Source organism: TM7 phylum sp. oral taxon 349 (genome assembly GCA_018127705.1).
Lineage (GTDB): Bacteria > Patescibacteriota > Saccharimonadia > Saccharimonadales > Saccharimonadaceae > Saccharimonas.
Genome location: CP072328.1, coordinates 784,219 through 808,653 on the forward strand (window position 1 = coordinate 784,219; position 24,435 = coordinate 808,653).

Annotated in this window: 31 protein-coding genes and 1 pseudogene; 3 read left to right on the top strand and 29 right to left on the bottom strand. The window is 48.5% G+C overall.

Annotation, left to right across the window (positions count from 1 at the left end; translation table 11 throughout):
* Positions 1 to 68: 68 nt before the first annotated feature.
* The 6 genes from J5A52_03970 to J5A52_03995 all read right to left on the bottom strand — a co-directional run bounded on the left by J5A52_03970 (position 69) and on the right by J5A52_03995 (position 5,315).
* A complete protein-coding gene (locus J5A52_03970; GenBank protein ID QUB37276.1) occupies positions 69 to 1,598 on the bottom strand; it encodes an AAA family ATPase in 1,530 nt (509 codons plus the stop codon).
* A gap of 21 nt (positions 1,599 to 1,619) precedes the next feature.
* Entirely contained in the window at positions 1,620 to 2,126 is a 507-nt protein-coding gene (locus J5A52_03975; GenBank protein ID QUB37277.1) for a hypothetical protein, read from the bottom strand.
* 42 nt (positions 2,127 to 2,168) lie between these two features.
* Positions 2,169 to 2,588, bottom strand: coding sequence for a ribonuclease HI (locus tag J5A52_03980; protein ID QUB37278.1), 420 nt, complete (start codon positions 2,586 to 2,588; stop codon positions 2,169 to 2,171).
* A gap of 15 nt (positions 2,589 to 2,603) precedes the next feature.
* Positions 2,604 to 3,191, bottom strand: coding sequence for a hypothetical protein (locus tag J5A52_03985; protein QUB37279.1), 588 nt, complete (start codon positions 3,189 to 3,191; stop codon positions 2,604 to 2,606).
* A gap of 256 nt (positions 3,192 to 3,447) precedes the next feature.
* Positions 3,448 to 4,389 carry a PHP domain-containing protein gene (locus J5A52_03990; protein QUB37280.1) on the bottom strand — a complete coding sequence of 314 codons (942 nt, stop codon included), beginning with the start codon at positions 4,387 to 4,389 and terminating at the stop codon, positions 3,448 to 3,450.
* The gene (locus J5A52_03995; GenBank protein ID QUB37281.1) at positions 4,374 to 5,315 is read right to left on the bottom strand and encodes a hypothetical protein; all 942 of its coding nucleotides are present in this window, start codon (positions 5,313 to 5,315) and stop codon (positions 4,374 to 4,376) included. Before J5A52_03995 ends, J5A52_03990 begins: the two co-directional genes overlap by 16 nt.
* A gap of 259 nt (positions 5,316 to 5,574) precedes the next feature.
* On the opposite strand from J5A52_03995, the gene J5A52_04000 reads away from it, so the two are divergent.
* Complete coding sequence (locus tag J5A52_04000) at positions 5,575 to 5,982, top strand: hypothetical protein (GenBank protein QUB37282.1); 408 nt, start codon at positions 5,575 to 5,577, stop codon at positions 5,980 to 5,982.
* Between the two features lie 532 nt (positions 5,983 to 6,514).
* Here the strand turns inward: J5A52_04000 and J5A52_04005 are convergent.
* The 18 genes and pseudogenes from J5A52_04005 to J5A52_04090 all read right to left on the bottom strand — a co-directional run bounded on the left by J5A52_04005 (position 6,515) and on the right by J5A52_04090 (position 19,675).
* Positions 6,515 to 6,943 (bottom strand): Hsp20/alpha crystallin family protein, encoded by a 429-nt coding sequence (locus J5A52_04005; GenBank protein ID QUB37283.1) that lies wholly within the window; start codon positions 6,941 to 6,943, stop codon positions 6,515 to 6,517.
* 134 nt (positions 6,944 to 7,077) lie between these two features.
* Positions 7,078 to 7,812 carry a glutamine amidotransferase gene (locus J5A52_04010; protein ID QUB38010.1) on the bottom strand — a complete coding sequence of 245 codons (735 nt, stop codon included), beginning with the start codon at positions 7,810 to 7,812 and terminating at the stop codon, positions 7,078 to 7,080.
* Between the two features lie 74 nt (positions 7,813 to 7,886).
* Positions 7,887 to 8,123, bottom strand: coding sequence for a hypothetical protein (locus J5A52_04015; GenBank protein QUB37284.1), 237 nt, complete (start codon positions 8,121 to 8,123; stop codon positions 7,887 to 7,889).
* A gap of 32 nt (positions 8,124 to 8,155) precedes the next feature.
* The gene (locus J5A52_04020) at positions 8,156 to 9,007 is read right to left on the bottom strand and encodes a hypothetical protein (GenBank protein QUB37285.1); all 852 of its coding nucleotides are present in this window, start codon (positions 9,005 to 9,007) and stop codon (positions 8,156 to 8,158) included.
* Positions 9,008 to 9,132: 125 nt separating this feature from the next.
* Positions 9,133 to 9,720, bottom strand: a complete 588-nt coding sequence (locus tag J5A52_04025; GenBank protein ID QUB37286.1) for a hypothetical protein — start codon at positions 9,718 to 9,720, stop codon at positions 9,133 to 9,135.
* 270 nt (positions 9,721 to 9,990) lie between these two features.
* The gene (locus J5A52_04030; GenBank protein QUB37287.1) at positions 9,991 to 10,803 is read right to left on the bottom strand and encodes a hypothetical protein; all 813 of its coding nucleotides are present in this window, start codon (positions 10,801 to 10,803) and stop codon (positions 9,991 to 9,993) included.
* A gap of 58 nt (positions 10,804 to 10,861) precedes the next feature.
* Positions 10,862 to 11,992: a hypothetical protein gene (locus tag J5A52_04035; GenBank protein QUB37288.1), complete on the bottom strand. Its 1,131-nt coding sequence runs from the start codon at positions 11,990 to 11,992 to the stop codon at positions 10,862 to 10,864.
* A 102-nt stretch (positions 11,993 to 12,094) separates the two neighbouring features.
* Entirely contained in the window at positions 12,095 to 12,481 is a 387-nt protein-coding gene (locus tag J5A52_04040) for a type II toxin-antitoxin system death-on-curing family toxin (GenBank protein QUB37289.1), read from the bottom strand.
* Positions 12,481 to 12,693, bottom strand: a complete 213-nt coding sequence (locus tag J5A52_04045) for a hypothetical protein (protein ID QUB37290.1) — start codon at positions 12,691 to 12,693, stop codon at positions 12,481 to 12,483. The genes J5A52_04040 and J5A52_04045 overlap by 1 nt, the downstream gene beginning before the upstream one ends.
* Before the next feature lie 90 nt (positions 12,694 to 12,783).
* Positions 12,784 to 13,653 (bottom strand): annotated as a pseudogene (locus J5A52_04050) (glycine--tRNA ligase).
* A 680-nt stretch (positions 13,654 to 14,333) separates the two neighbouring features.
* Positions 14,334 to 15,008: a DNA repair protein RecO gene (recO, locus tag J5A52_04055; protein ID QUB37291.1), complete on the bottom strand. Its 675-nt coding sequence runs from the start codon at positions 15,006 to 15,008 to the stop codon at positions 14,334 to 14,336.
* A complete protein-coding gene (locus J5A52_04060; GenBank protein QUB37292.1) occupies positions 15,005 to 15,370 on the bottom strand; it encodes a response regulator in 366 nt (121 codons plus the stop codon). The genes recO and J5A52_04060 overlap by 4 nt, the downstream gene beginning before the upstream one ends.
* Entirely contained in the window at positions 15,367 to 16,080 is a 714-nt protein-coding gene (locus J5A52_04065) for a HAMP domain-containing histidine kinase (GenBank protein QUB37293.1), read from the bottom strand. Before J5A52_04065 ends, J5A52_04060 begins: the two co-directional genes overlap by 4 nt.
* Positions 16,081 to 16,135: 55 nt before the next feature.
* Positions 16,136 to 16,798 carry a hypothetical protein gene (locus tag J5A52_04070; protein QUB37294.1) on the bottom strand — a complete coding sequence of 221 codons (663 nt, stop codon included), beginning with the start codon at positions 16,796 to 16,798 and terminating at the stop codon, positions 16,136 to 16,138.
* 24 nt (positions 16,799 to 16,822) lie between these two features.
* Entirely contained in the window at positions 16,823 to 17,335 is a 513-nt protein-coding gene (locus J5A52_04075; GenBank protein QUB37295.1) for a hypothetical protein, read from the bottom strand.
* 7 nt (positions 17,336 to 17,342) lie between these two features.
* Positions 17,343 to 17,549, bottom strand: coding sequence for an exodeoxyribonuclease VII small subunit (gene xseB / locus J5A52_04080; GenBank protein QUB37296.1), 207 nt, complete (start codon positions 17,547 to 17,549; stop codon positions 17,343 to 17,345).
* Complete coding sequence (xseA, locus tag J5A52_04085) at positions 17,530 to 18,621, bottom strand: exodeoxyribonuclease VII large subunit (GenBank protein ID QUB37297.1); 1,092 nt, start codon at positions 18,619 to 18,621, stop codon at positions 17,530 to 17,532. Before xseA ends, xseB begins: the two co-directional genes overlap by 20 nt.
* Positions 18,599 to 19,675, bottom strand: coding sequence for a flippase-like domain-containing protein (locus J5A52_04090; protein QUB37298.1), 1,077 nt, complete (start codon positions 19,673 to 19,675; stop codon positions 18,599 to 18,601). The genes xseA and J5A52_04090 overlap by 23 nt, the downstream gene beginning before the upstream one ends.
* A 51-nt stretch (positions 19,676 to 19,726) precedes the next feature.
* Here J5A52_04090 and J5A52_04095 point away from each other — a divergent pair, with 51 nt between their 5' ends.
* A complete protein-coding gene (locus J5A52_04095; protein QUB37299.1) occupies positions 19,727 to 20,947 on the top strand; it encodes a methyltransferase domain-containing protein in 1,221 nt (406 codons plus the stop codon).
* An 87-nt stretch (positions 20,948 to 21,034) separates the two neighbouring features.
* Here J5A52_04095 and J5A52_04100 read toward each other — a convergent pair whose 3' ends face one another.
* The gene (locus tag J5A52_04100; GenBank protein ID QUB37300.1) at positions 21,035 to 21,493 is read right to left on the bottom strand and encodes a transposase; all 459 of its coding nucleotides are present in this window, start codon (positions 21,491 to 21,493) and stop codon (positions 21,035 to 21,037) included.
* A 16-nt stretch (positions 21,494 to 21,509) separates the two neighbouring features.
* Positions 21,510 to 21,929: a helix-turn-helix domain-containing protein gene (locus J5A52_04105; GenBank protein ID QUB37301.1), complete on the bottom strand. Its 420-nt coding sequence runs from the start codon at positions 21,927 to 21,929 to the stop codon at positions 21,510 to 21,512.
* A gap of 174 nt (positions 21,930 to 22,103) precedes the next feature.
* On the opposite strand from J5A52_04105, the gene J5A52_04110 reads away from it, so the two are divergent.
* Entirely contained in the window at positions 22,104 to 22,376 is a 273-nt protein-coding gene (locus tag J5A52_04110) for a 50S ribosomal protein L27 (GenBank protein QUB37302.1), read from the top strand.
* Between the two features lie 135 nt (positions 22,377 to 22,511).
* On the opposite strand, the gene J5A52_04115 is transcribed toward J5A52_04110, so the two are convergent.
* From J5A52_04115 to J5A52_04125, 3 genes are all read right to left on the bottom strand, one after another.
* On the bottom strand, positions 22,512 to 22,748 hold the full coding sequence (locus tag J5A52_04115; GenBank protein QUB37303.1) for a hypothetical protein: 237 nt from the start codon (positions 22,746 to 22,748) through the stop codon (positions 22,512 to 22,514).
* Between the two features lie 107 nt (positions 22,749 to 22,855).
* On the bottom strand, positions 22,856 to 23,518 hold the full coding sequence (locus J5A52_04120) for a hypothetical protein (protein ID QUB37304.1): 663 nt from the start codon (positions 23,516 to 23,518) through the stop codon (positions 22,856 to 22,858).
* A 197-nt stretch (positions 23,519 to 23,715) separates the two neighbouring features.
* Positions 23,716 to 24,099 (bottom strand): response regulator, encoded by a 384-nt coding sequence (locus J5A52_04125; GenBank protein ID QUB37305.1) that lies wholly within the window; start codon positions 24,097 to 24,099, stop codon positions 23,716 to 23,718.
* Between the last annotated feature and the right edge of the window lie 336 nt (positions 24,100 to 24,435).

Here is a 24,435-nt window from a genome sequence, read left to right on the forward strand (position 1 = left end):
TTTTAACAAAAATTTGATAAAAAGTCAATATTAGAGCAAGATGCACCTATAGCAAACATCTATGCTCATTACTGCACCGCGTCTTCCCCAAAATGTTTCTGCAACCGCATTCTGATTGAACCTTCGTGGCGACCGAGCTGCGCACTCAAATTCTCAATCGACTCGCCGTTAATGAATCCAAGTTTTAACGCTTCATCGTCCTGCGGCTGCCACGGCTTGTATGCGTTCGGATGAGTCTCGCGCATTTTAGCAACTTTTTCAGACCAGCTGCTTGATTTCTTTTTACTCAGGTTTTTTAGCGGCCTAGAGGCACGCTCCTCAGCTTTTCTTTGCAAGTATTGAAATCGTTCGCGATCGTTTGCCGCACGCATTTTCAGCCGCTCGTCAATCGTATATGCTTCGTCGCTCATCTGGAGGGCTGTGCGGTTGATACCTGTCAGGTATAGGTTGTCGAGATTACGCACGCGGCTGAGTGCTACATAGCCCATACCGGGCACAAAGGCTTTGCGTAGGTCGATGCGCGCTGCATCAAGCGTCATACCCTGGCTCTTATGCACTGTAATCGCCCACGCTAGGCGCAGCGGAATTTGGCTGATACTTGCCCGCTTTTTGTCGCCATCGCGCAATTCCCACGTATCCGGCTGCATTACTATCGTCCTGCCGTTACGGAATTGCACTACTGGATAGTCTGTTCCCGACTCAAAATCAACTACCATACCGATACTGCCGTTCGCATAGCGTTTACTCTGGTCGTTCTTAACCGCCATAACGAGGGCGCCAAGCTTGAGCACTAACTCTACCGGCGCAAGCACACTACGCTGCAAGTTCTCAACGTAATGCACGCTGCCAGTGGTATGTTGTATATACCGCACTTCGTCACCCGCTAGCTCTGCCAGCCTTCGCCTATTGATTTGATCGACGTCAACATTCATCGTATGGAGCTCTGTCAAGTCAGCGTCCGTTGGCGGCTCGTATTCGGTACGATCCAGCAATGTTTCAGCGTGATGACGACGCAGGTCATTCGCCCGCAAACTCGTCAAAATATCAAGGAGCGCATCACCCTTATGCTGACGGAATTGTTCATCTAAATACAGAATTGCTGGATTCAGCTCGCGCCACACATCCGAGTGCACCACAAAGCTACCCTCACGGCTGCCTGCCCGATTCACTGGCGGCAACTGGAAGAAGTCGCCCGACATTACTACCTGAATACCGCCAAACGGTACGTCCGGCGCCTTACGCACCAGACGGCATACTTCGTCAACCATATCTAGACGGTAGTCGTGCAGCATACTAATCTCATCAATGATCAAAATATCTGTTTTTTCGATGATTTCACGCCGTCCTTTCGTAATATGATCGACGAATCGATCCGGTAGATAATCCAGTACGCCTATCCCCGCCCAGGCGTGAATCGTCGTGCCGCCCAGGTGTGTCGCCGCTAGTCCGGTCGTTGCCGTCACGCTCACATACTTTCCCTCATCTTTACTTGCACGAATAAATTGATTCAGCACAAACGTCTTACCCGTCCCCGCCGGTCCAGTTAACAGTGCACTTTCGCCATGCAATAAAATTTCGAGAGCGAGTCTCTGGTTCATAATTCTATTATAGACGAAAACCTACCGCGAGCGCGGTTGTTCAGTGACATACGGCAAAAACCGCTGACGCCATTCGCCTATCTGGTCGCTAGTTAGCGTAAACGGCTGCCCGCCAAGTTCATGTATGTGCTCGCGAGTAAAAGACAATACACCCGCAACAATATATGCGCCGAGCTTAAGCATACCTCTCGTTTGTACCGGTGATAATTCCGCGTCATATTGAGATGCGCCTTTTGTTCCATATATCACGCCCAAGATAGGATCGTCTCGAACCCCGCAAACCGTCGCCTGCGGCTCAGCCGCTTCTTTAGGTAACGGGAAATAACGACCGGCGTGGCCAACGCGCTTCATCAATGCCTCATGACAGTTTTCATGTCCCGTTGCTACACTGTAATGAATCGCTTGCATCTTACCGTCATAGGCAATCTTATGAACAACTGCCAGTGCTAAATCATCGTCTAGACTGGTATCGTCACGGTAGTCATCGCAACTTACCGACACCTGCTTTGGCAACCACAACTCACTCATATTGATATATCTTATCAATAAAATATACGTTTTGTCAAACTATTATAGCCGCGCACCCTGGCGTGCTTTATTCGCCCACTCGTCTGCTCGTTCATTTTGTTCATGCCCGACATGCCCGCGCACCCATACGAGCTTAGGCTGCACCGTGCGATATAATTCGTACGCCTGCTGCACAAGCTCAAGGTTTTTGATCTCGCCATTTTTTTTGCGCCAGCCCTTTTCCTCCCATCCTGGCGCCCATTTCGTTAGTACATTGATCCAAAACTCGCTATCGGTATGAATTTCACATGGCTCCCCTGCCGCTAGCCGCATCGCCGTTACAAGTGCAAACCCCTCCATGCGAATATTCGTCGTTTCGCCGTCTTCCGAACCAAGCGCTACTGGCCTATTGTTTTCTATTACCGCAAACCCGCCTGGTCCCGGGTTTGGACTAGCACTGCCATCAGTATAAAAAATTCTCATATCGCATCATACTCCTTAAATGTCTCGCGGCGGCAGTGATTTTCGCAATGCATCCGGCACATACCAGTTCGCACCGCCGCTCGTTTTCAGGTCGTAGTTAATCATATATTCTTGGCGGAAATAGTCGCCCGTCCCTGTAATTTTTACGTCAATATATGCTTTGGTGTATGCGCGGTCGCGCGGCGTTTGTCCGCGGTACACACGGATTTCGTGCGATTCGCCGGCGCGCAAAAATCGATCTGGATCAGTACTCTGCTTCAGCAGATCAACCTTAGTAATCTCAATATCGTACGGCGAGCGATTATGCAGCGTAATCCATAATTCTAAATTCGCAAGATTATTAGACAGGTGCGGCTCAACACGATCAACAGTAAGCGTTGGCAGTACTTTCGCGCCTGACGCGGTTCGGTACGCGCTTGGCTCTGTATGCTGGTTACCGTCATACTGTTCTTTCTCTTGCCCTTTTTCACTATCCACTGCATCGTCTGACTGCGGCGACATATCGTTGTTTTTCTCTGCCTCCCAATCTCGTACCTGTTTTGATAGACCCGCGTCATCATGTGCCGGATCTACGCCAAATATGAAATTTCGTAACCAACCCATACTATTCTCCTTTTCTCTATTCCAGTATACCGCATTGCACACACGCTATATATAGCGTGCCCATATCTAGTGTTTATGGTCTAGTGGAAAAATTGCGCACAACCCTGCACCAACACTAGACTAGTGTTAATTTGCAGAAAACGTACCATAAAAAATAGCCCTGTACCGCTTTTACCCTTTTCAGAAGGCAAGCACGAAACAAATAGCCTAAGGTAGCCTCGTTCTGCAGATTCGTAGTAATAATTCCCAAATCCGGCTACTCGGCAGTCGTAGCACGAGAAGTGACAAGTAAATTTAAGCTATCTACCATCTCCTGCCCCGGGCGCACTGCCTCATCCGCCATGCCCAGGCTCGGCATATTTCCCCAAAGTTCGCGATTGTCACTATGATAATCCGAGCCGCCAGTAATCAGCAAGCTGCTTTCTTCCGCAAATTGCGTAAATTCTTGAACCATATCAAATCGCCGATCGCCGTTTTCTTTGTCGTACTGTATATTGATCGCTTCAACTGCGTCAAATTTATTGCGCAGGATTAGCTGTTTCATGCACTCAAGCGAAAAACCCTTCATAACATTAAAACTTGGGTGCGCACACGATGATATTCCACCAGCCTGATGGATTATATCAATCGCCTCATGAGTTAATAGCGGCTTCGTTTTTGGCACAAACGCTGGGCAGCCTTTAATCAACCACTTCTCAATGAATTCGCCTTGCAGAGGCATACTTCCATGCGCTTTAATCAACCGATGTCGATTCGCTTCATTAGCCAAAACATCGCGCGCAATATGCGCCTTGGTGATAATCTCGCCGGATGCCACCAACTCGTCTACCCGCAAAATAAAACCGCAGCTCGCCAATTTTTCTGCAATCTGCCCCATTAGCTTAATTCGATCGGCGCGCAGTTGTGTGCATTTTTCCCTCAGTACCTTATTCTCCAGATCAATCCCCAAACCTAATGCATGAATCTTTTGTCCGCTTTCTTTGTCAATTGTCGAAAACTCTATTCCTGGGATTAATTCAATCTCTAGCTCTTTTGCCAGCAAAAATAACTCTTTATCATAACCATCAACCGTATCGTGATCAGCGATAGCAATGGTTTTTACACCCCGCTTTTTCGCTAAGCGCAGCAATTCAGCCGGAGCATAATCGCCGTCCGAACAATTTGTGTGGGTGTGTAGGTCTATCAGATCTGCTGCCATGAGCTTAACTTCTCTCTCAGCGCCTCCATCGTTGGCTCATATTGCAAAAGTTGACGAGCACGGTAGCTTTGCTTCATTACAATATCAACTAATTGATCAACGCTATAGCATCTCGTCAGTCTTGAGCGAGCCTCGTCAATCGCATCTAATATTTCAGTATCTGTCACTCTTGGGCAAGGCGTCATGCTAAACACAAAATCAAACCAAAAATCAATACTTTTATTATTTTTCCATTCTGCATACATTGACCATATGGTCGGATGAGTAAGTTTGCCGTCGCCTATATCGGCACAAGCCTGTATAAAATCATTCTTATCTATAACATGCAGATCTATTGGTAAATAGCTTGCTGGTTTACGCCCCTCTGCCCACGCATCAAGCGCCCCTTCAATTCGCGTCAAACTCTCATTAGTATTGAAATCAGACTGCGTAAACCCTTTATCTTGAGCAACTGACCAAATAGCGTCACGCGTTTTCTTGTCATTCTCATCACAGATCACGAAAGTATCCATATCCGGCATGACTTTTATGATAGTACGAGGTTTTAGTGGGGTTATGTTACAGTCGACGCATTGCGACGGAGTAAAATCAGCTCCTAACTGACAACTCGGACATGGCCATAAAGCCCTAACAGCCATCTCTCTGCGTATCAAATTCGACAACTCGCCAGTGTAGCGTGTAAATTCCGGTTGATCCTTAATGACTTGACCGCCTTTTTCTGATGAATGATACGGAAAACCTGTTCCGTAGTCACCACAGAAACCATCAACACCTCTTCTTATCTCTTTTAATGCGCATGTCGCCATCTTTCTTATTCCTTCGCCCGAAGGATCAATGGCACCATTTAGATAATCTGCATTCTTCTCATTAACACGTAAAATTGCAGCCAAATCATACTCTGTTTCGGGAAAAAATGCACGTCTCATTTGTATATTATATCATAAAAATGCATAGAGTCTATGTCTCCTGGAGCGTGCAAGTACATTCTACATAACGTATACACAGTAATTGTACAGCACAGATAAATCTTAGGAGGATAGCTTTTTGACCTGTTTTAGACCTTATCACACCCGAATTCTATCGCAAACTATCGACTTTATACGGCAAGTATGGTATATATATATCAGCTTTTCGTGCAATCCCGTGCGAAAAGTAGAATCTTTAGAGAGAAAGGAGAGAGCGCCCATGCTGCGCTCCACCGCTGAGATCACCGACACAGCACCGCTCGTACGATGCTACGTAGATGGAGGCCCCGCCTGGGGTCTCCTTGAGGAGAACATCGGAACCTACAAGAGGGAGTTTGCTCCCTCTTGTAGGTTCAGCCTGGTCTGGTCCGCAGAGGGGGTGATTAAGCCCTTCTGCAAGGAGTTCGTTGTACTCAGTATCGCACGCGATACTGAGTACAGCAATGCGCTTCTGATCGTCACCTATGGCGGGTGGCGATTGAGGTACTATCCGGAGCGTCGCGGGGAGGCAATTGCCTTTCCGCGGCGCTCGATCCCGGATATCATCCGGGAGGTCGCCGCAACGGCGATCAAGAATGGAGCCTCACGCAGGCTCTACCCTATGACCCCGATGTGGACTAGGAACTAGTCCACATCGGGGAGGGGTGCAGGCGTTAGCCTTTTTGGCTAGCGCCTGCACCACGCAAGTTCGCCACTTCTAGTTGTTTGCTGGTTGCAGACGCTATGAGTTTTTCGTTTAAGGTTTGTCTCCTCGCCTTTAAGTCTTCTTAGGCTTATTGGCTTAGCTGTATGGCGGGTTTTATTGCTTTGCCTATGGCTCGCTTCCTTTCTTTTTCTTTACTTTATTTATAGCTTACTGCTTTGAGCTATCCTTTATAGATTTCCTATGTGGATTTTGCTTGGCGGTTTAGCTGTATTGTTATAGACAAAGAGCTGTTTGTTTGTTTGATTAATTCTTTCTTATGGCTCTTTGTTTCTGCCCAAGCGTACATGTTTTATATTATTAGGTATAGAGTGTGTAGGACTTGGGCTTTTTACTTTTTTGGGAATGAATACAAGTAGCATGTCTCCTTGGCTTGCTACCTTAGTTGTCTTAGCACCTTTCAAAAACGACCGCCAACCAAAATGGTAGGCGGTCGCAGAAGATCTCGCTAGACTAGCTACTTTTTCTTTGTCTTCACTGCAATTTTCTTCGGTTCAGGAGCAGGCGTTACCGGCACAACAACTTTCAGAACGCCGTCTTCCAGATGCGCTTCAATTGCATCCGTGTCAGCACGCTCTGGTAGCTGTACGCTGCGGTAAAAGCTGCTGCTTGATTCGCGCACAACATACTTCTTACCTTTATCCTCTTCTTTTTCATGGCGCTGCGCCTGGACTACTAGGTTATCATTCTCAACTGAGATGTTGACATCTTTATCTTCAAACTTCGGCAAATGCGCCTCAACTACAAGATTATTACCGTCCATATAGACGTCGGTTGTTGGCACGGCAACACTACGCATCTGGCGCGGCCAAACGTCGTTGTCGAAGAAATGGCGCTGCAATGCGTCCATTTCAGCGAACGGATCAAATTTGACAAGTTTACTCATACTAATCCTCCTTTGGTTAGTGCGATATTAGTACCGCTTACCCTTAGTGTACGCCCGTTTATGTTTAAGCGTCAAGGGTATTTAAGCGTCTGCATTTTTCGTGCTATCGGAAGCTTAGCCTCTATTCGCAATGGCTACTTATACCGTTTGATAAACTGCTGTAATATTTTAACCGGCTCGGTAACATGTTCGCGACGAACAGTATCAATTAGAGACTGTGCTTCGCTTGGTGCAAAATAACCAGCATGTTTATATATATTGATGCGCAGCGCAAGCCCAGCGGCATCAAGTTCTGGATGAAACTGTGTCGCGTATACGTTACGACCAACCCGCAGCATCTGCACACAAGTGCTTGATCGCGCTAACACCACACAACGAGATGGCGGTTCTACGACACCTTCTTTATGTCCAACAAAACCACGAAATTCTGCCGGCATGCCTACCAACAATGGATCGTTCTTTGCCTCCGGAGTTAGTTTAATATCAACTGCGCCAACCGCTTCACTATAGTCAAAGCTCGTTCGCCCGCCCAACGCTGTTACAAGTGCACCGACGCCAAGACATGCACCCAGAAACGGCGTATCAGTAGCGACAATCCGCTGTATCAGCGGTAAAATATACGACTCAAACTCGCGCTGTTCAGGCGATTTCTGCGCATCATCATACGCAAAATTTGCTGCTCCGCCGCCCATCAGTACACCAGAGTAGTCATCTAACGCAACCTGCGGCCGCATGCCCATATCCAATCGTAGCCGCGTTAACTCTGCCGGCTTTAAGCCGCCAAATTTCAAAAATGCTTGATATTCATCATCCGACGCTTCGTCTTCCGAGCGCGATTGAAGTAAGAGAAAAGGCTTTTTAGCTTGCATTCCGATTCTATCCTTATCCATTAGTTACTATTCTCTAGAACATATACCATAATAGCACTTATGCAAGCACCTCTCTACTCCCATATACTTGATCCTGTCAGTATCAAGAAAAAGCATTCTGCGCTACCAGTTACTGCAGCAATAAGCGCCAATATGCATATGCCGCTCAATACAATTGCCGGCAGGAGTACGTCAGCACTGAGATTAAGCCAACAAAGCACGGCGCCAAACCCGGAAACTATAGCAAATAGACTAGCAAGGATTGTCACTCCCCAGCTGCGACGGCGTTTCTTATTTGCTCGGCACCACATATGCGTTTATTATAACGATACCGCCTCACAGTTCAAGAGCTGCTATCCTGATGGCGCGGGGTTTTATGTTGATAGGTATTGTCAAAATACGCATTCACTGCGCGCTGGTACGTAGCACGCAATGTCTTCAAGTAATCCCGATATAGAGCAACGTCATCGCCGTAGCGGAAAGCGGCGGCACACTGGTCGCAGATGGCTGAAATTTCACGCCATTTCACCACTTCATCATTAGCTAAGAGATCTGCCACGAGCGATACTGCTACACAGATATCACGCAGCACCGCCGGGTCATTCTTATAGGTGCGTAGCACGCCGACTGTATTCAAAATAATAAAATGCTTCAGGCAAGCACGATAAGCGTCAGTAAGATGTACGGCGGGATGTTCAAGCGGCGCATCAAGCATATCGGCATACAGTAGAATTTTCTGCCACATCAAGCGCGTCGTACGGATAGCGAGCGCCTCATCTGCAGCCTCGTATATCATATAAAGCACCGGATAGTCGCGCAGGGTCATCCAGCGTTGTTGATAGAGTGGATATTCTAGCACATCTGCTCTATCAAATGCCTCATGCTCGTCTGCTAAAAGTGTGTCAATCCCATCTTTCGCGATCATGTTGACCGATTTCTTACAGTGTGCTATCGCCTGCTTATACGTCATTTGTACACTTTCGGATTGCTGCTTGCTGCCGCGACAATCCGATGCATCATACTCGCGGAAAACGCCGCGCCATTTAGCAGGCGTATCGCCGCATGCGCACATTAGTAAAAACGCAAGCTGCGCGAAATAATATGCCGCTTCACTATTGTCACTATCACGATACCGGTAGAGCGCATATTTCAAATAGCGCTTGATAGTTTGCGGCGCGGAACTCTTTACAGCCATGCTTATAGTATACCCCGAAACGTATTCGTAGTAGATACTTCCATACTGATAGCTATAACCTATTCCCCGTACCTTTCACTATTGATGTTGCAGGCAAGAATATATCGTTAGACTGATTTCATATGTTATGAAGGTAAAAATTTATGAATAAGCGATACAAGCGCCGTTTGATAAGCAATAAGAGCATTCTCATCAATTGGCACTGGCTGACGTTGTTGGCGCAGCGATTCAAGCCGGCACCGACAAATTGTGCGTACATCCGCCCAATCAATAGCTGGTTTAACCCGTATACCACTAACGATACTATCTATAAACCGTGTCAGATATGCAAGCATTCGGATGTTATTCTGATATTGAATTATTGCTGAAATTATATCACGCGCAAGAATAGCTTGATACGTATATTGAGAGTCGTTTTGTACTATGTCTTGCTGAATACGCTGCGCCCTCCTCGCCTGCTTTGCGATATATGCCTCGCACTGACCAAGCATGTTCTCATCAAAACAAGTTTCTGATTCGGACTGTAGCGAGACATATCGCTGTTCGCATACAGAATGAATATTATCCCATTCGACAACGCTCGTATCATTCAACCAGCGCGCAAGCGAAAAAGCAAAATCAGCTAAATATTCAAGCGCTCGCCCGTCGCTATGGTATGCGCGAGCTGCATGAATGATATCCTGCGCTAGAGCGGCTTGCCATTGAATGTCCATACGGTCATTACAATTTCGCAATTAGATCTTTCATTTCCTGCCACATTTTCTCACCCCCGCCGCCAGCATTTGATATTTCTAGATCGCCCGCCAGCGGCTTACTACTTTCAAGCTTCATAATTTCCTAAAAGGTTTTTTCTGAGAGCCCTTCGCGCCTCATCCATAGCTTGATTATATCATGCAAGAAATTTCAATAAACGCTCGTAATTTATCAAGAGTATACCAAAGTGAAAGGATTCACGCCAATCTTAGTTAATTGTGAGACAAAGCTCACTTCCCTCTATTATGCCTGTATTGCAACGCCCGCAAACGCGGCAGGTATGAGCGCAATAAGCGCCAGTCTTCCGTTCGTTCGACACTAATGTCAAGACGACCAGCTACCTCAAGGATATCCTCAAAGAGCCATTCGTCACCGGTTGCCTTGAGCTCGGCATCGGTATGTGGTGCGATGAGACTGATCAGCTCACTCGCTATCAGTTCGCCGGTCTTCGTTGGCATGCCATATGTCTGAGTGTAGTCGCCACGCTCGCAGAGCTCCTCTATAGACGTACTTACGGCTTTTGCAACTGTACGCGTAACCTTCGCTAAAAAATCCATAAAACGAGCATTAGTCTTTTCAACAACTGTTCGGAGTTCATCGGTAAGCTCTTTGGCATATTGACGCTTTTCTGCTGTTGGCACATCGTCGTCAAAATACCAATCCATGCATTCTACTAAATCAAATCCGCCGTTGAACGTTGCAGAATCCTGTGAGAGTAACGGGTAAACCGCTTTAGCGACATGTACCATGTCGTGGCAATTCCTAGTTTCGGCAGCAATACGCCAAATTATTTCTGCTAAATCAAGGCATGCGCTACGCGTTTTTACATCAAACACACGAGGAGGAAGCGCTTTCGTATTAGTGGGAATAATCGTCAAAGAATATGCCTCGTCATCAGTAAGCAGGCGCGTGTCTGAGGGTATGTCGGCAAAATCATTCTGTAATAAATAGCTAATCGGTCGTAAATCGTTATTATGCTGCGCTAAGTCCGCTACCTTTTGGCACGCGTACTTTTTGAGCTGATTTATTACACATTCATTCATATCGTAGGTGTGAGTCAGTTTTCAGACTTGACTCAGGTCATTCTATCACGCTCCTATCCTAGGCTCCAGGACCAGTATACCGACCCCTGTACTTAACGTTGCCGTGTGCACCCTTTCCAGAGCCATAGTGATCGTGGTTCTCGCTCTTGCGGAAACTCGTTTTGTCCACATGACCGTCCGCAAGCAGAGTATGACCCTCTTTTGTACCCCACCCCATAGCAAAGGTGACAGGAAGGTCATCTATGAATCCGTAATGAACGAGACCCCATCCACCAGAGTGCCCTTCGGCCCGCTGAGAGTCAATGTACTCTTCCTCAGTCTGCTCAGACTTCATCTTTCCATCAGACCGATTGTCCACAAAGTTATGCGAGCCGTGCGGATCGTTCGGGTTGCGACGGTACGTCACTCGACCATTTCGATCGACAACGTAGTGACCATGCCCAGGTCCATTTGGCTTACCAACTCCACCGAAGTAGATGTTGGTGTTGCCATTTGAATCCCTGGAGACCCACAAGTCGTCGAGATACTGAGATGGCACACCAGCCCTCTCGGCGATAGCACGCTTGTCTTCGCGGCGGCGGTTGCGCTCGGCGCGAACCTTCTCAAGACGCGCCTTGAATGCCTGACGCGCTACGTCAAACTCGCGCTTAGCGCGCTGGAACTCATCCTTTGCGCACTCATGCTCGGCTTTTGCCTGATCAAACCGCTGCTTCGCAGCAGTAAAATCGGCTTTCGCTCGCTGAAAGTCTGCTTTCGGACCCGCGTGGCGATCACGCGCGGCACGAATCTCAGCAACCAGACGGCGCCGCTCTTCAACGTAGCGCTGAGCCTCCGCCTTAAAGGCGTGCCCGTCGTCTGCATGACTGCGCGCAGCAGCGCCATCACGGCGATCATACGCCATAGACGCGTTGTCAAACGCGCGGCGCATGTTTTGGTAGGCAGCTTCCTGCTGGCTATTCAGCTGGTCAATTCGCGGGCCATTTGCCCGCTTAACCCGCTGATAATCCTGCCACGAAGCCTCTTGCACTTCGTGAGCGCGCTGCTTCGCCTCAAACGCGCGATTCATCTCGTCGCGTGCCGAAGACCTGCGCTGCCACGCCGACTGCATAGTTTCGTATGCACGCTGCTTGCGCTGGAACGCGAGATCTTGAGCTGCCTTCAGGCGGTCAAGCTCGGTGTCCCGAGCCATACACATTCACCTCATTCCCTAAAGGAGCGATATCGCATCAATTGATGCGATTATTTCAGTTTTATCACAAAACGAAATGTATAGCAAGATTTTTTATTGCAGTTATCTTTCGTTCACATGCATACGCAACCAATCAGCAATCTCCGCTATACTCAGATGATCCGCAGCGATGCGGACAGCAAAGTCTTCAAGTTCATGAGGCGAAGCTACTAACTTGCAACTGCTGCGCGCTAAGAATATCACTCCAAGCGTCACGCCCGTACGCTTATTACCATCAACAAATATATGATCGGCGATACAATTTCTCATATATACAGCAGCTTCTTCGTATACAGTAGCATATTGCTTCACGCCGAATAACGTACCTTGTGGCGATTTAACAAGCGACCTGAGAGCGTTCTCGTCACGCACGCCATGCGAACCGCCATAATCATTGATAATCCAAAGATGCAACTTCAAAATTTCTTCAAGGTTAAAATAGTTCGCCATCAACGGTTAACCAGGTTTTTAAGTGTTTCACCATATACCGCTTTGAAGTCAGCGTATTCATCAGTTAACTTTTTACACTTACGTGCTGGCGTAATAGTAATTTTCACCTCGTCGCCATCGCTCAACTTTAGCGCCTTTAACTGCTTCGCCGGCAATGTAACACCACGGCTCGTACCAATTTTAATGATTTTTTGAATTGTTGTAATTGTCATGAAAGTATTATAGCAAAATTATTATAATATTATAATATTATAATATTACATCAGTAATCTATGTAACTATTCCGTGAAATACACGCCACTTTACAGTTCCTCAATCTTCACTCGTCGCTGCTCAGTCGTGTCTCGCTCGCGTACCGTCACAGTGCCATCTTCTAGTGTTTGAAAGTCTATAACTACGCAGTGCGGCGTACCGATTTCGTCTTGGCGGCGATAGCGCTTGCCGATATTGCCGTTATCATCCCACATAACACGACCGTATGCCGCCTTCAGCTGGCGATAAACAGCGCGGGCTTTTTCGACTAACTCAGGCTTGTTTTTGAGTAACGGAGAAACACAGAATCGCACTGGCGCTAGGTGCTCAGGTAGCGCCAGGTAGACGCGTTTGTCGCCATTGATTTCATCCTCGCGATACGCTTCACTCAGCACCGCCATCAGTGCTCGCTCCACGCCAAAGCTCGGCTCAATGACGTGCGGCACAAATTTCGTGTTCGTGCCCTTCACTGTATACTCCATACTTTTACCGCTGACACGCTGAATGTTACCAAGGTCAAAATCTGTGCGATAAGCGATACCCATCAGCTCCTCGCGACCGATCGGGAAATCGTACTCGATATCAATGGTCTTCTTGCTGTAGTGCGCTCGGTCTTCAGCCGGCACATCTAGCTCGTGGATATGCTCGCGGCTCAAACCAAGCTTACCGAGAAATTCATGCGTCGCCGCCAGCAGCTCATCAAAAGCTTCCTGCCAGTGCTCTGGATCAACAAAGTATTCAATTTCCATCTGCTCAAACTCACGGCTGCGGAAGATAAAGTCGCGCGGTGCAATTTCATTACGAAATGCCTTGCCCTGCTGAGCGATACCAAACGGCAAATTAGGATAAAAAGCGTCAACGACATTTTTGAAATTGGTGAAGATGCCTTGAGCGGTTTCAGGACGAATATATACAAGCGATTCTTTTTCGCCTTTGAGATTTTCGATTATTGCATCCTGAAAAGCACTACCCATGCGAATAGCATTTAGAGCATTCTGCATAGCATTCTCGTCATTTAGGTTCGTGCTAAGCTTATCACCATATTCATGCGCCTCTTGCGCCTTCTCTAACATCCCATCTCGTCCCATCATTCTCGCAGGACCAATGAACGTTTCAAACATCATATTAAACGTTCGTGAGTTACTCAGTGGATTACCATCCGGGCTTGTAATTCCCTTTTCGCGAATCGCCGCATCCATCTGTTGCATCGTCATGCCGTCCGGATCAACGCCGTTATCCTTCAAAATATGATCCGTCCGATAGCGCCGGTGATTAACCGTATCCTCGCACAGCGGATCAACAAACGTATCAACATGCCCGCTCGCCTGCCACACCTTCTGATTCATCAAAATCGCCGCATCCACACCGTACATGTCGTCGCGCTCGTCAACAAAGTGCCGCCACCACAACTGCATAATATTCCGCTTCAGCGCTACGCCAAGTGGACCGTAATCCCATGTGCCGCTCAAACCGCCATAGACATCCGAACCTTGGTAAATAAAACCGCGACGTTTGCATAAGCTCACTAAATTTTCCATCTTCTCGTTCTTAATTTGCTTTCCCATAACTACCGCTAATTATACCATGACTCAGCGAGCAGCTACACGCCGGCGTGCTGCCGCGCTAGCAGCCAGCAGTCTGGTAAAATTCGTTCCACACCGCCAATTTGCGCCACAGCCGATAGCGGCTTGTTTGCCACTAAGCGTAAAAATTTAATATGATCAGCCGAGATATCACCCTGCACGCTCGGACGCAGCCCGCGTTCGCTAATATCATACATATAGGTGCGCTCTGGATTGAGCGGCACGCCAGTTATGTCGCGCGAAAAACTTAAATCGTACCCCGTCAAGCTCGCATAATGGATATAGAACCATACTTGCGTCAGCTGCAGCTGCACCGACAGCGCATCAAGCCCTGCAAAGACCGATTGTACAACATCAAACCACTCCGGCTCGTCAACATCGCGACTCGCCCGCTCGACATATTTAACTACCTCATAGCCAAATTGCAGCCGATCATAATCCGCCAGGATATTCCGATAAAAATGAATAAGGCGTGCTGATGTTAATGTTGCGAGATCGCCCTTCCCCTGCTGCAGTACAACATCGCTCACGCCAAATAGTTCAATGCCGCCCGCCAACTTACTTTTCTCGCGCCGAACACCGCGCGCCATCGCGCCTCGCTGCCCAAGCGGCGTCAACAGCGTCAAGATCCGATCCGCTTCACCGAAGTTTGTACGCCGCAACACAATCGCCTGCGTTCGCTCTGCGCTCATACTAATACCTTTCGCACTGCCGCAACAGCCGACTGCGGCATCATTGTCGATTTATCAAGAATCTGGCGCACTCCGTATGCCGCCGCGTCCTCCATCCGCAGTTCGCTTGTGCTTGCTGTACAAATAATTACTGGAATTTGCGCCAAATCGCTATGCGACTGCAATTCTTGCAGCAGCACAAACCCATTCGGACCGGGCATGAAAATATCAAGGATAATAGCAGCAGGCGGATGCTCGTCTATCACTACCATTGCCTCAAGCGCATGCGCCACAATTTGCACATCAACGTTTATGCCCCGCAGCTGTTTTGCTAATAGCTCGGCAAACCACCGATCATCATCAACAATTAGTACGCGTTTCATAGCAACCTCAGCTGTGTTGATGTCATGATATCAACGTAAAATGTTGCGCCATCGCGATGGCGCACCGCGCCAATTGACGCCCCCATCGCTGCCGCAAATTCATGCGCCACTACTATACCAAGTCCGCTGCTTGCCGGACGGTTGTGCAGCGGCTGCGGTTGGCCTAAATTCTGCATCAGTCGCTGCCATACGTTCGCCGGTACTGCCGGTCCATAGTCGCGCACGCCGAGCCGGATCACAGCACCGCGCTGGCGCTGCTGCGCCGAAATATACACCGGCGCATCACGCAAACTATAATGAAGCGCGTTATCGGTAAAATTAAGCAGAATACGCCGCAACAGCTCGCGGTTTGCAAGTCCCAACAACTGCCTTCTGTGTGATTTTACGCCGATCGTTCGGTTGTGCGCTGTATAGAGCGGCGATAATTCATCCGCCACCTCTTCGCATAGCACAATCGGATTAAGCGGCTCGACTTTAAACAGTCCGTCGTCAAGCCGTTCAGCACGCGTTAAGTCTGTTGTTAGCCGCAAGGCGCGCTCAGTTGTCAACGTAATGCGCCGCTGCAAAACCGCCCGCTCCGTATCAGTATAACCGCCCGTCTCAAGCGCTAACGACAGCTGCCGCACAAGTGCCAACGGCGCTTTTAACTCATGCGCTGCTGCTGCCACTAGAGGCAGCCGAAACGGCTCTCGCGTTCTACCCTCCTGCATCGTACTTCCAGTGTAGCACGCAGGCAAGCATCAGCTCTAGCGTAAGCGCATTTGTTTATTCGTTGAACTTCACTGTCTTAAGAAGTGCTTCGTAATCTTCGGTAAATACATCGCCGTCGGTGCGAATCGTCAAGGTGCGGTCGCGCATTTTCAGCAGAATTGCCGTACCATAAATATCTTTTGTAAAGTTACCAACGAGCTTCACGCCTGTACGCTTACCGTCGCTATATGCGCTTGATTTCAAATCGCCGCGCTTAACATATGGATCGTATTGCGCCACCGATTGGTCGTATGTCTTTTGCTCAATCGTAATACGCAGCGCAAATTTCGACGTCTGCGTGATCGGCGGTACAAGTACTGGATTCAGATACGCCTCATACGTCACGCCGCCGCCCTTGCTGATGTCGGTTGCTTGGTATGCGCTCCAAGTTTTTGGATAATCAAACGTTAAGCTGCCATAGTCAGACGGTCCGGCAAACTGGCGCTTCGGCTCTTTCTCCGCCGCCTCAAACTTCGCCTGCATTTCCTCGCTATTCTTCTTGACCGCTTCAGCGGTTGCGACATCAATCTTGCCATCAACATCTTTTTTCTGATCCATATACTGCAAATACGCCCACACGCTAAACGCGCCAAACCCGATCACTAAAATCACTAGCACCACGATAGCAACAATACTACCCTTGATAGCTCCTTTTTCACTGTTTCGCCGTGTCTTCATGGTTATGATTATACGTGGTCGCAGCTATTTATGCAAAGGGTTAATGATATATAGATGATGCGCGCCAATTGATTTTACCGCCTTGTAGCCGTTCGCTTGAAACCCATAGCTAATAAGGTACAGCGGACGGCCAATCTTCGCTGCCTGCGCTTCAACATACCGTACCATGCGCGACATATCGCGGTTATCGCCAAACGCATATACGGCAGTCGTGTCATTCGGCAAATCAACGCGCCAGAAATTTGTAAAGCGCACCGTCACGCGGGCATCGCCGCGCGACAACCACCGCGACAGTAAAACGAGCAGCGGATGAATTTCGTAACCAACCGCCCGCGCGCCGCGTTGACTCGCCTGGCGCAACACAACGCCATCTCCCGAACCAATATCAACCAAAACATCATTTGCGCCTAACGGGTACAGCTCGCGAAACGCCCGCGCAACATCACGCCGATGAGATGGCACGTATGGTGCTCCCGTAAACGCGCTAAACCCAGCGAGCACAATAAGAGCAAGTACTATAAAGAACAGCCACGACATGGCGCGCCTATACCTCGTCGAATCGTTTTTTTATAACGTTTATATCATTTTTGATATTTTTCAGGTCATTTTCAATTGATTTTGCCAGTTCTTCTGCTTCGCGGAATTTCTCAATCGCGTCTTCAAGCGTGAACTCATCGCTTTCAAACCATGCAACAAGTTTGCCAAGCTGCGCCATTTTTTCTGATACCGATTTATTCGTTTGCTGCGACATGCGTCACCTCCGCTGTTATCGTTTGTTTACTCTGCTGAATCGTAATTTCGCTGCCAACACATGCTACACCGCGTACAATCGCATAGCCGCGCGCTAACACCGCTCGCGGATCGTAGGCAGCAAGCATGCGACACTGTTGTTCAGTCTGATTTAACGACATGTCGATTCTCCGTTCAGCCGCCTCAAGACTGCGCGCCAGCAAACGTCTCGTTTCCTGCCGTGTTACATCAATGTTGCTGTCAAACTGCGCTATAATCCTTGATACTTGATGGTGTGCCGCTGCGATATACTCGCGCTTGTCAGGCACGATAATTTGTGCCGCATTGCTCGGCGTAGCAGCGCGCACATCAGCCGCTAGATCAGCGAGCGTTACGTCAACCTCGTGCCCTACGCCAACCAGTGTCGGGATTCGGCTTGATGCAATTGCACGTACGAGCAATTCGTCGTTAAACACGCCTAGGTCGTCGGCGCTTCCGCCGCCGCGCAAAATCGCAAGCACTTCGGGCGGATGCTCCGACTCGTTAAAATAACGGATTGCTGCGATAATTTGGTCGGCTGCCGCTTCGCCCTGCACCTGCACGTGTGCGACATCAACCCGCATACCGCCCCAGCGCTTGTTTAAAATTGTAATAAAGTCTGTATACCCCGCCGCCTGCGTACTTGAGATAACGCCAATATGTACTGGGATCGCCGGCAATACGCGCTTACGTTCCGGCGCAAACAGTCCTTCTTTATCAAGCTTCGCGCGCAGCAGTTCAAATCCTTTGCGCAAGCTGCCCTCGCCGCTCGGGCGATACGACTGCACTGTCACGCTAAATTTCCCCCATGCTGTCACTTTCGGCAGAGCACGCACAATCAACTTCATACCGTCTGCTATCGGCGTACGTAAGCCATACACTGACATAAAGCAGCTCACGCTGCCACGTTCATCCTTCAGGTCAAAAAATACCCACTTGTTTTGATTTACCTTGAAGCTCGCAACTTCACCTTCTATTTCAACAGCGCTAAATGCCGCCTCAAGCGACTGGTTGACAACCGCTAAAAAATCACTAACGCTGAACCGCGGCGTCATGTGGTTTCCCGTATTTGATAAGCGCATGCTGGTAGAATATATACCCAAACAGAATCGTTCCCGCTAGCAAAATAACGCGCGTCAGTACGATACCTGCAATTGCTGCATCTGAACGCACGCCCGCCATACTTAAGAAAAAAATCATAATCAGTTCATACGCACCCGCACCGCCCGGCGTAAACGCAACGACGCTCGCAAGCGATGCTACGCCGTATCCAACCATCAAGATCGCCGGATTGATCGGCGTACCCAGCGCGAGAAACGCCAGGAAGAACATGCCTGCATCAAAGAGAGTGTAGACAATGCCCCACAAAAACGGCTTTGCGAGTAACCGCGGGCGATTCCACATATCCTGAAAATCACTTTGCATTTCAGCGAAGAACTGCTCAACATTCTCAAACTTTAACAACCGCCGCTTTCTGCCAAGCGTCGCGAGCCGCACGGTACGATTTACGCAGCGTGTTATATTCGCCGCTGTTGCCCGCATACGAGGCTTCGACGAAAAAACATATACAATTCCAAATGTTAAAGCCACGACAACCAGCACGAGCACGAAACTTGACGCCACAATATAACGGTTTACATGGCCATCAAACGCCAAGAACACCACCGATAAAACAAGCAAGCAAACTAACGCTAAAAATCCTGTTACATAGCGTACGACCTGCGCGAATGTCGAACGAGACGTACTAACGCCTAATTTGTGCATGCGCCATGTCGCGTACGAGATACCGCTCACGCCGCCTGACGGAAAAATGTGATTGACAAGATTAAGCTCAAGCGAAATCCGTGTTTGCTCAAACCGCGATACGTGATGGATATCGCGCTTATCGCGCAAGTACGAAAAGATCATCTCGCCGCCCGAAAAATACACCACGATTTGAAACGGCACAAGCAATAATAGCAGCAGCACGTCTGCCTGCCCGAATAGCTCCCAAGCTTTTTGCAACTCGTGGCGCGACATGTAGACAATTGCGCCCAGAACCAGTATTGTCACAACGCTCAAGATAGTGCGCGGCGATCGTATACCCCCTGCAGTTTTTTTTGATGCCATCGCTCATCATTATACCACGAGCTACTCTTACGCACAGTGTATAATAGCACTATGTTTATCGCGATATTAGGTCGCCAGCCGGCACTCGGCGCTGCTGAACTAGAGCGCTTATATGGCAGCGATTGTACGCGCTGGTTTTCCGATCATACAATACTCGTTGAATCGGATATGTTTGATTTTAATCGTTTGGGCGGCAGCCTAAAGGCCGGACGCGTTATCTTACAAACGAATGGCAATTGGCAAACGATAAGCCGTGCAGTTGTAGACCGCTATGCTAAGCAATGGCACGGCGTGCCGCACAAAATAACACTTGGCATAAGCGCGTACGGTTTTCGTATTTCATCGCGCGACGTACAGAAAACCGGACTTTTATTAAAAAAACAGCTGCAGCAATGCGGCGTTAGCCTGCGGCTCATACCAAATACTGCGCCAGCCCTTAACACCGCCGCATCGCATCATAACAAGCTCGGTCTGTCGCCGCATAAAGTTGAGCTGCTCATCGTACGCAACGCATCTGGACGCGTCGTCATTGCGGAGAGCATCGGCGCACAGAATATTTCCGCCCTCGCCGCCCGCGACCAAGCACGACCGCGTACCGATGCATTTGTCGGTATGCTGCCGCCAAAGCTAGCGCGGATGATGGTAAATTTCACAGGGCTACCTGGAAAATTCGATAATTCAGCAGCAGAAAGCACATCTAGGCTCTGCATTCTCGACCCCTTCTGCGGTACGGGAACTGTATTGCAAGAGGCGCTCCTTGACGGCTATTCTGTTATCGGCACCGATCTAAGCCAAAAAATGATTGATTACACGACCGAGAATCTATCATGGCTACGCCAAAAATTCCGAACAACAGGCGAAGTTATCGCCCTGCAGCAAGCAGACGCTACCACTTTTCAGTGGAAATCGTCACGCGCTATCAACGCTGTCGTCTGCGAGACCTACCTAGGGCAGCCGTTCTCTGCGCCGCCTCGCCCCGAAAAACTGCGCGAAGTCGCCGGAAACTGCAATCATATCATCACCGCATTTTTACGTAATATTCATTCACAGCTCAGCAATGCGACGCCGCTCGTCCTCGCCGTGCCCGCCTGGCGCAATCGTGATGGCCATTTCACTCATCTGCCGCTTATCAAGCATCTCGCAGATCTCGGGTATCAACGCGTTCTCTTACGCCACATTCGCCCCAAGCAACTCTTGTATTACCGCGAGAACCAAGTTGTCGCCCGCGAAATCCTTATTCTTACGAAAAGCCCAGACACAGAAAGTATGTAATTACTGATGCGATAACAGTCGCTTCTTTAATCTCGCCAACAGCAGCTTCCCCTACGTACCAGGCTCACTACCTTTGCGACACATTTATTAGCAGCTATGCCAATCCAATAGATCAAGCGGATAATTTCCATTAATGCTTGAGTGCCGCCTGAACTGGTTGTAGTATGCGAGATACCAATAAATCCTTTCCGGCACAATTGATGCACGTATGTTTGGAGATAAGCATTCCTCTTGGATAGTACGATTGAATCTCTCAATATGGGCATTGTCATTACTCTTGCGCACTCTGGAATGGCGCAAGGCAATCCCTTTAGAATTCAGTTGATCGTGAAACCATTTACCAAACTCTGGCCCGTTGTCGGTTTGTAGCATCGCCAGCGAGATACCGAGATAATCTTGTCCGCGCATAACAAAATGAAAGCTCGCCCGCTGATTGCATTTGGGAGAATACTCAGCATAGGCAGCACGCGAAAAGAGATCTATGAGTGTATAGACATAAAAGCGCCCGCCATCTCTTTGCACGAAATGAATAGTATCCGCCTGCACTAAGTCTCCTGGTTTATTAGCTAGCGGGCGCGGTATATAAGGCCGATGCCGTTTCCACTTGCTTATAGGTTTTTGTGAGACCTTGGCGCCGCAAGGTACGCTTAACGCTACTGAGTGATACCGCTACGCCGCGCTCTTGCAGCTCAAGATGAATAAAATACGCACCGCGGCCGCTCCGCTGTCTTTCTGTTACAATAGCCGCAACTATCTCGTCTGGCAATGTATGAGGATGATGCCGCGGCGCTGAAGACAAGGTCGGTATATGAGCATTCCATGCTAAGTCTAGGGTCTTAGCTTTTTCTATCCATCGATACAGCGTCGTCCGGTGTACGCCGCTCCGGCGGGCAGCTTCAGCGACACTCATGCCTTGGCGTATGACCAGATCTACTGCCGCTCGTCTAGCCTTTGGAGCGTAAGGATTGTTAGAATAAGCCATAGCAGACTACTCCTTTCTGATTAGGTGGTACTAATCTAGTGTAGGATAGTCTGCTTTTTTAGGCAGAGGATGTTGCGAAGGTAGTGAGCCTTTACGCCCCTATTGACGGCAGCTAATAAGCGGTGTACAATAGAGCGGATTGTTTTATATTTTATTAGTACGTAAAGGAGTCGTATGTCACACGTTAAAGCGGGAGGCTCAAGCAAGAATAACCACAACAACGCGGGCGCACGCCTAGGCGTCAAGCGATTCGGTGGGCAGAGAGTCCATGCAGGCGCAGTACTTGTTCGCCAAACCGGCGCAACAAAAATTGCTGGCAAAGGCACGTATATGAGCCGCAACTTCACTATTCATGCTGCTAAGAGCGGTACTGTCAGCTTTGCCAAGGTCAAGAAGCGATCATTTACCGGTCGTACGCACAAGCGCACGCAAGTTGTCGTAGAGTAAGTCTTAAGCGCAGATAATCTACACAAAAATAAGAATGATAACAATAGGTTCTCTAAAACGAGAACCTATTGTTAGTTGTCATTGCCCTATTCTGTGCAGTATATCTATTTTATTACTTCTTTATCGGATACCGTGTCACTCGCTAGGCTCTGCAACGGAAAAACGCTCTGCAATCTGGTGTGCATAGCTCCGAACTTCGCCAACACGATCATCAATAGATGCGCCTGTCCGATAAGCCGTGTTAAGCTGTTCCTCCACTGCTTTCAAGGCTGATAAATACCGATACACATCATTATAGTCTATGCTATAGCATAAGGTATTCAGACCATGACACAAATCTTGAATAGCCCCATCATTTCTTCTCGCATTCATACTAAGATCGCCGACCTTATCCCTTAGCAAAAGGAGCGAAGATCTTACGTCTTTATCACGAGAGCCAGTCCGTCTGGCTTCATTCTCTAATGACTCCCCACTAGCATCTAATTCTCGCCCGCCGTACGACCACCTTCATCTGCACTAAGCTGCTGGGCACGAAAACGTAGCTCTTCTAAATGTTGCTTCTCTAATTGGAGCGACGACGGCACTCCTCTTATCGCGCTGTAACGCGCAAAAGATTGAATCATTTCTTGGATTCTTCGCATGATAGCCATGCTGCTGTTCGTCGATTCCGTAATCATATCTAAACTATTGTCTATCGCTTCTATTTCTTTGCCGATATTCTCTCGAAACGACTCTATAGCAGCAGCATCGTCTTCTCTCGCAGTACCAGTGCCGCTATGTACGTCCCCCTTTTCATTATTGTCGGAGACGACGGCTTCATTGCTATGATCTTCCACGGGCGGCTCCGGTTCAGCAGCGACTCCGCTCTCGCTACACGCTATCCTTCCTACCTCCTGCGGCAGTCCTGGTCTCTGTTGCTTCTCCTGCTCTTCTCGCTTCCTTTTGCTATACTCTTCTTGTATTTCGTTTAGGCTTTCCTCTGTAAAGAGCTTCGTTAGGGTGTATACTTCACCATTCTCATTGCGTACAAATTTCTGGCAGCGAATGACTTTCTCTTTCTTGCCGTTTGTGTCGCGATACCCATATCCTGTGTCATACCAACCAGACTCCATAATTCTCGTCGCGCTTCGAACGTGTAACAACAACTCTCCGTAGAGTATCGTCTTGTTCATATGAAGTAAATGAAATACCCTGTAGCGAGTTTTCTTCAGTACGGGGTCGTTCAGATGTTTGTCTGTTCATGTGTCTTTATATATTATAACAAATCATAAGGATAATGTCAACATCAACCGAGCTCCCCCGGACTCAGCCAGCAACGCGCCGTGCGCTTACTAGTGACCTATTCAAGATTTAGATGATGCCGTATCCGCTCCACGACATCGCTAATTACAACCTGCGATTTTACAAGATAGTCATCCGCACCAAGCTTCTCTGCCCGCTCTTTGTCTTTTGGCTGGCTTAACGCTGTCAGCATGATAACACGGACATTTGTCGTATCTGGCGTATTGCGAAGGATATCAAGTACGTCAAACCCGCTAATCTTCGGCATCATCACGTCAAGCAATATCAGATCCGGACGGTACGATACTGCCGCCGACAGCGCATCCTCGCCATTATGCACTTCTTTGATATCAAATCCCTCAAGTTCAAGCCGGGCGCGATATACCGCAGCAAGCGACGCATCGTCTTCAACCAATAAAATCTTTTTTTTCGCTGCTTCCATATCTGCTTTTTATAATATACCAGGTTTAGCGTAAGCACAAGTATTATGACGCTAGGGTCCATTAACCTAAACCAGAACATCCCATAAACTTAGGAGTGAATAGCAACTAAGTGAAAGGAGATGTTCCTAATGCCTACCATACCAAAAGTTTGCCAGTAACAAGAAATACTGGCAGATCCTTAACAAACTAGTCTTTGGCGATGGAGGCGTCTTGTCCTCGCTGCTATAAGGGTCTTCATGAAAACTATTGCAACAAATATCTGTGGTGTAAACTGTGCCGCAAGAAATACCGGCCTACCAGCTACCAGCTACCAGCTACCAGGCTAGTTGGTTATA

Coding starts and splice junctions, on each gene's coding strand:
- J5A52_04115 (QUB37303.1), bottom strand. CDS start 22,748: ATGAATGCGAGAAGAAATGATGGGGCTATTCAAGATTTGTGTCATGGT.
- xseB (QUB37296.1), bottom strand. CDS start 17,549: ATGTCGCAGCAAACGAATAAATCGGTATCAGAAAAAATGGCGCAGCTT.
- J5A52_04035 (QUB37288.1), bottom strand. CDS start 11,992: ATGGCTCGGGACACCGAGCTTGACCGCCTGAAGGCAGCTCAAGATCTC.
- J5A52_03990 (QUB37280.1), bottom strand. CDS start 4,389: ATGGCAGCAGATCTGATAGACCTACACACCCACACAAATTGTTCGGAC.
- xseA (QUB37297.1), bottom strand. CDS start 18,621: ATGACGCCGCGGTTCAGCGTTAGTGATTTTTTAGCGGTTGTCAACCAG.
- J5A52_03985 (QUB37279.1), bottom strand. CDS start 3,191: ATGGGTTGGTTACGAAATTTCATATTTGGCGTAGATCCGGCACATGAT.
- J5A52_03975 (QUB37277.1), bottom strand. CDS start 2,126: ATGAGTGAGTTGTGGTTGCCAAAGCAGGTGTCGGTAAGTTGCGATGAC.
- J5A52_04005 (QUB37283.1), bottom strand. CDS start 6,943: ATGAGTAAACTTGTCAAATTTGATCCGTTCGCTGAAATGGACGCATTG.
- J5A52_04015 (QUB37284.1), bottom strand. CDS start 8,123: ATGTGGTGCCGAGCAAATAAGAAACGCCGTCGCAGCTGGGGAGTGACA.
- J5A52_04040 (QUB37289.1), bottom strand. CDS start 12,481: ATGGCGAACTATTTTAACCTTGAAGAAATTTTGAAGTTGCATCTTTGG.
- J5A52_04030 (QUB37287.1), bottom strand. CDS start 10,803: ATGAATGAATGTGTAATAAATCAGCTCAAAAAGTACGCGTGCCAAAAG.
- J5A52_04060 (QUB37292.1), bottom strand. CDS start 15,370: ATGAAACGCGTACTAATTGTTGATGATGATCGGTGGTTTGCCGAGCTA.
- J5A52_04105 (QUB37301.1), bottom strand. CDS start 21,929: ATGGCTTATTCTAACAATCCTTACGCTCCAAAGGCTAGACGAGCGGCA.
- J5A52_04070 (QUB37294.1), bottom strand. CDS start 16,798: ATGAAGACACGGCGAAACAGTGAAAAAGGAGCTATCAAGGGTAGTATT.
- J5A52_04075 (QUB37295.1), bottom strand. CDS start 17,335: ATGTCGTGGCTGTTCTTTATAGTACTTGCTCTTATTGTGCTCGCTGGG.
- J5A52_04065 (QUB37293.1), bottom strand. CDS start 16,080: ATGCAGGAGGGTAGAACGCGAGAGCCGTTTCGGCTGCCTCTAGTGGCA.
- J5A52_03980 (QUB37278.1), bottom strand. CDS start 2,588: ATGAGAATTTTTTATACTGATGGCAGTGCTAGTCCAAACCCGGGACCA.
- J5A52_04025 (QUB37286.1), bottom strand. CDS start 9,720: ATGGACATTCAATGGCAAGCCGCTCTAGCGCAGGATATCATTCATGCA.
- J5A52_04125 (QUB37305.1), bottom strand. CDS start 24,099: ATGGAAGCAGCGAAAAAAAAGATTTTATTGGTTGAAGACGATGCGTCG.
- J5A52_03970 (QUB37276.1), bottom strand. CDS start 1,598: ATGAACCAGAGACTCGCTCTCGAAATTTTATTGCATGGCGAAAGTGCA.
- J5A52_04020 (QUB37285.1), bottom strand. CDS start 9,007: ATGGCTGTAAAGAGTTCCGCGCCGCAAACTATCAAGCGCTATTTGAAA.
- J5A52_03995 (QUB37281.1), bottom strand. CDS start 5,315: ATGAGACGTGCATTTTTTCCCGAAACAGAGTATGATTTGGCTGCAATT.
- J5A52_04045 (QUB37290.1), bottom strand. CDS start 12,693: ATGACAATTACAACAATTCAAAAAATCATTAAAATTGGTACGAGCCGT.
- J5A52_04095 (QUB37299.1), top strand. CDS start 19,727: ATGTTTATCGCGATATTAGGTCGCCAGCCGGCACTCGGCGCTGCTGAA.
- J5A52_04010 (QUB38010.1), bottom strand. CDS start 7,812: ATGCAAGCTAAAAAGCCTTTTCTCTTACTTCAATCGCGCTCGGAAGAC.
- J5A52_04090 (QUB37298.1), bottom strand. CDS start 19,675: ATGGCATCAAAAAAAACTGCAGGGGGTATACGATCGCCGCGCACTATC.
- J5A52_04000 (QUB37282.1), top strand. CDS start 5,575: ATGCTGCGCTCCACCGCTGAGATCACCGACACAGCACCGCTCGTACGA.
- recO (QUB37291.1), bottom strand. CDS start 15,008: ATGAGCGCAGAGCGAACGCAGGCGATTGTGTTGCGGCGTACAAACTTC.
- J5A52_04110 (QUB37302.1), top strand. CDS start 22,104: ATGTCACACGTTAAAGCGGGAGGCTCAAGCAAGAATAACCACAACAAC.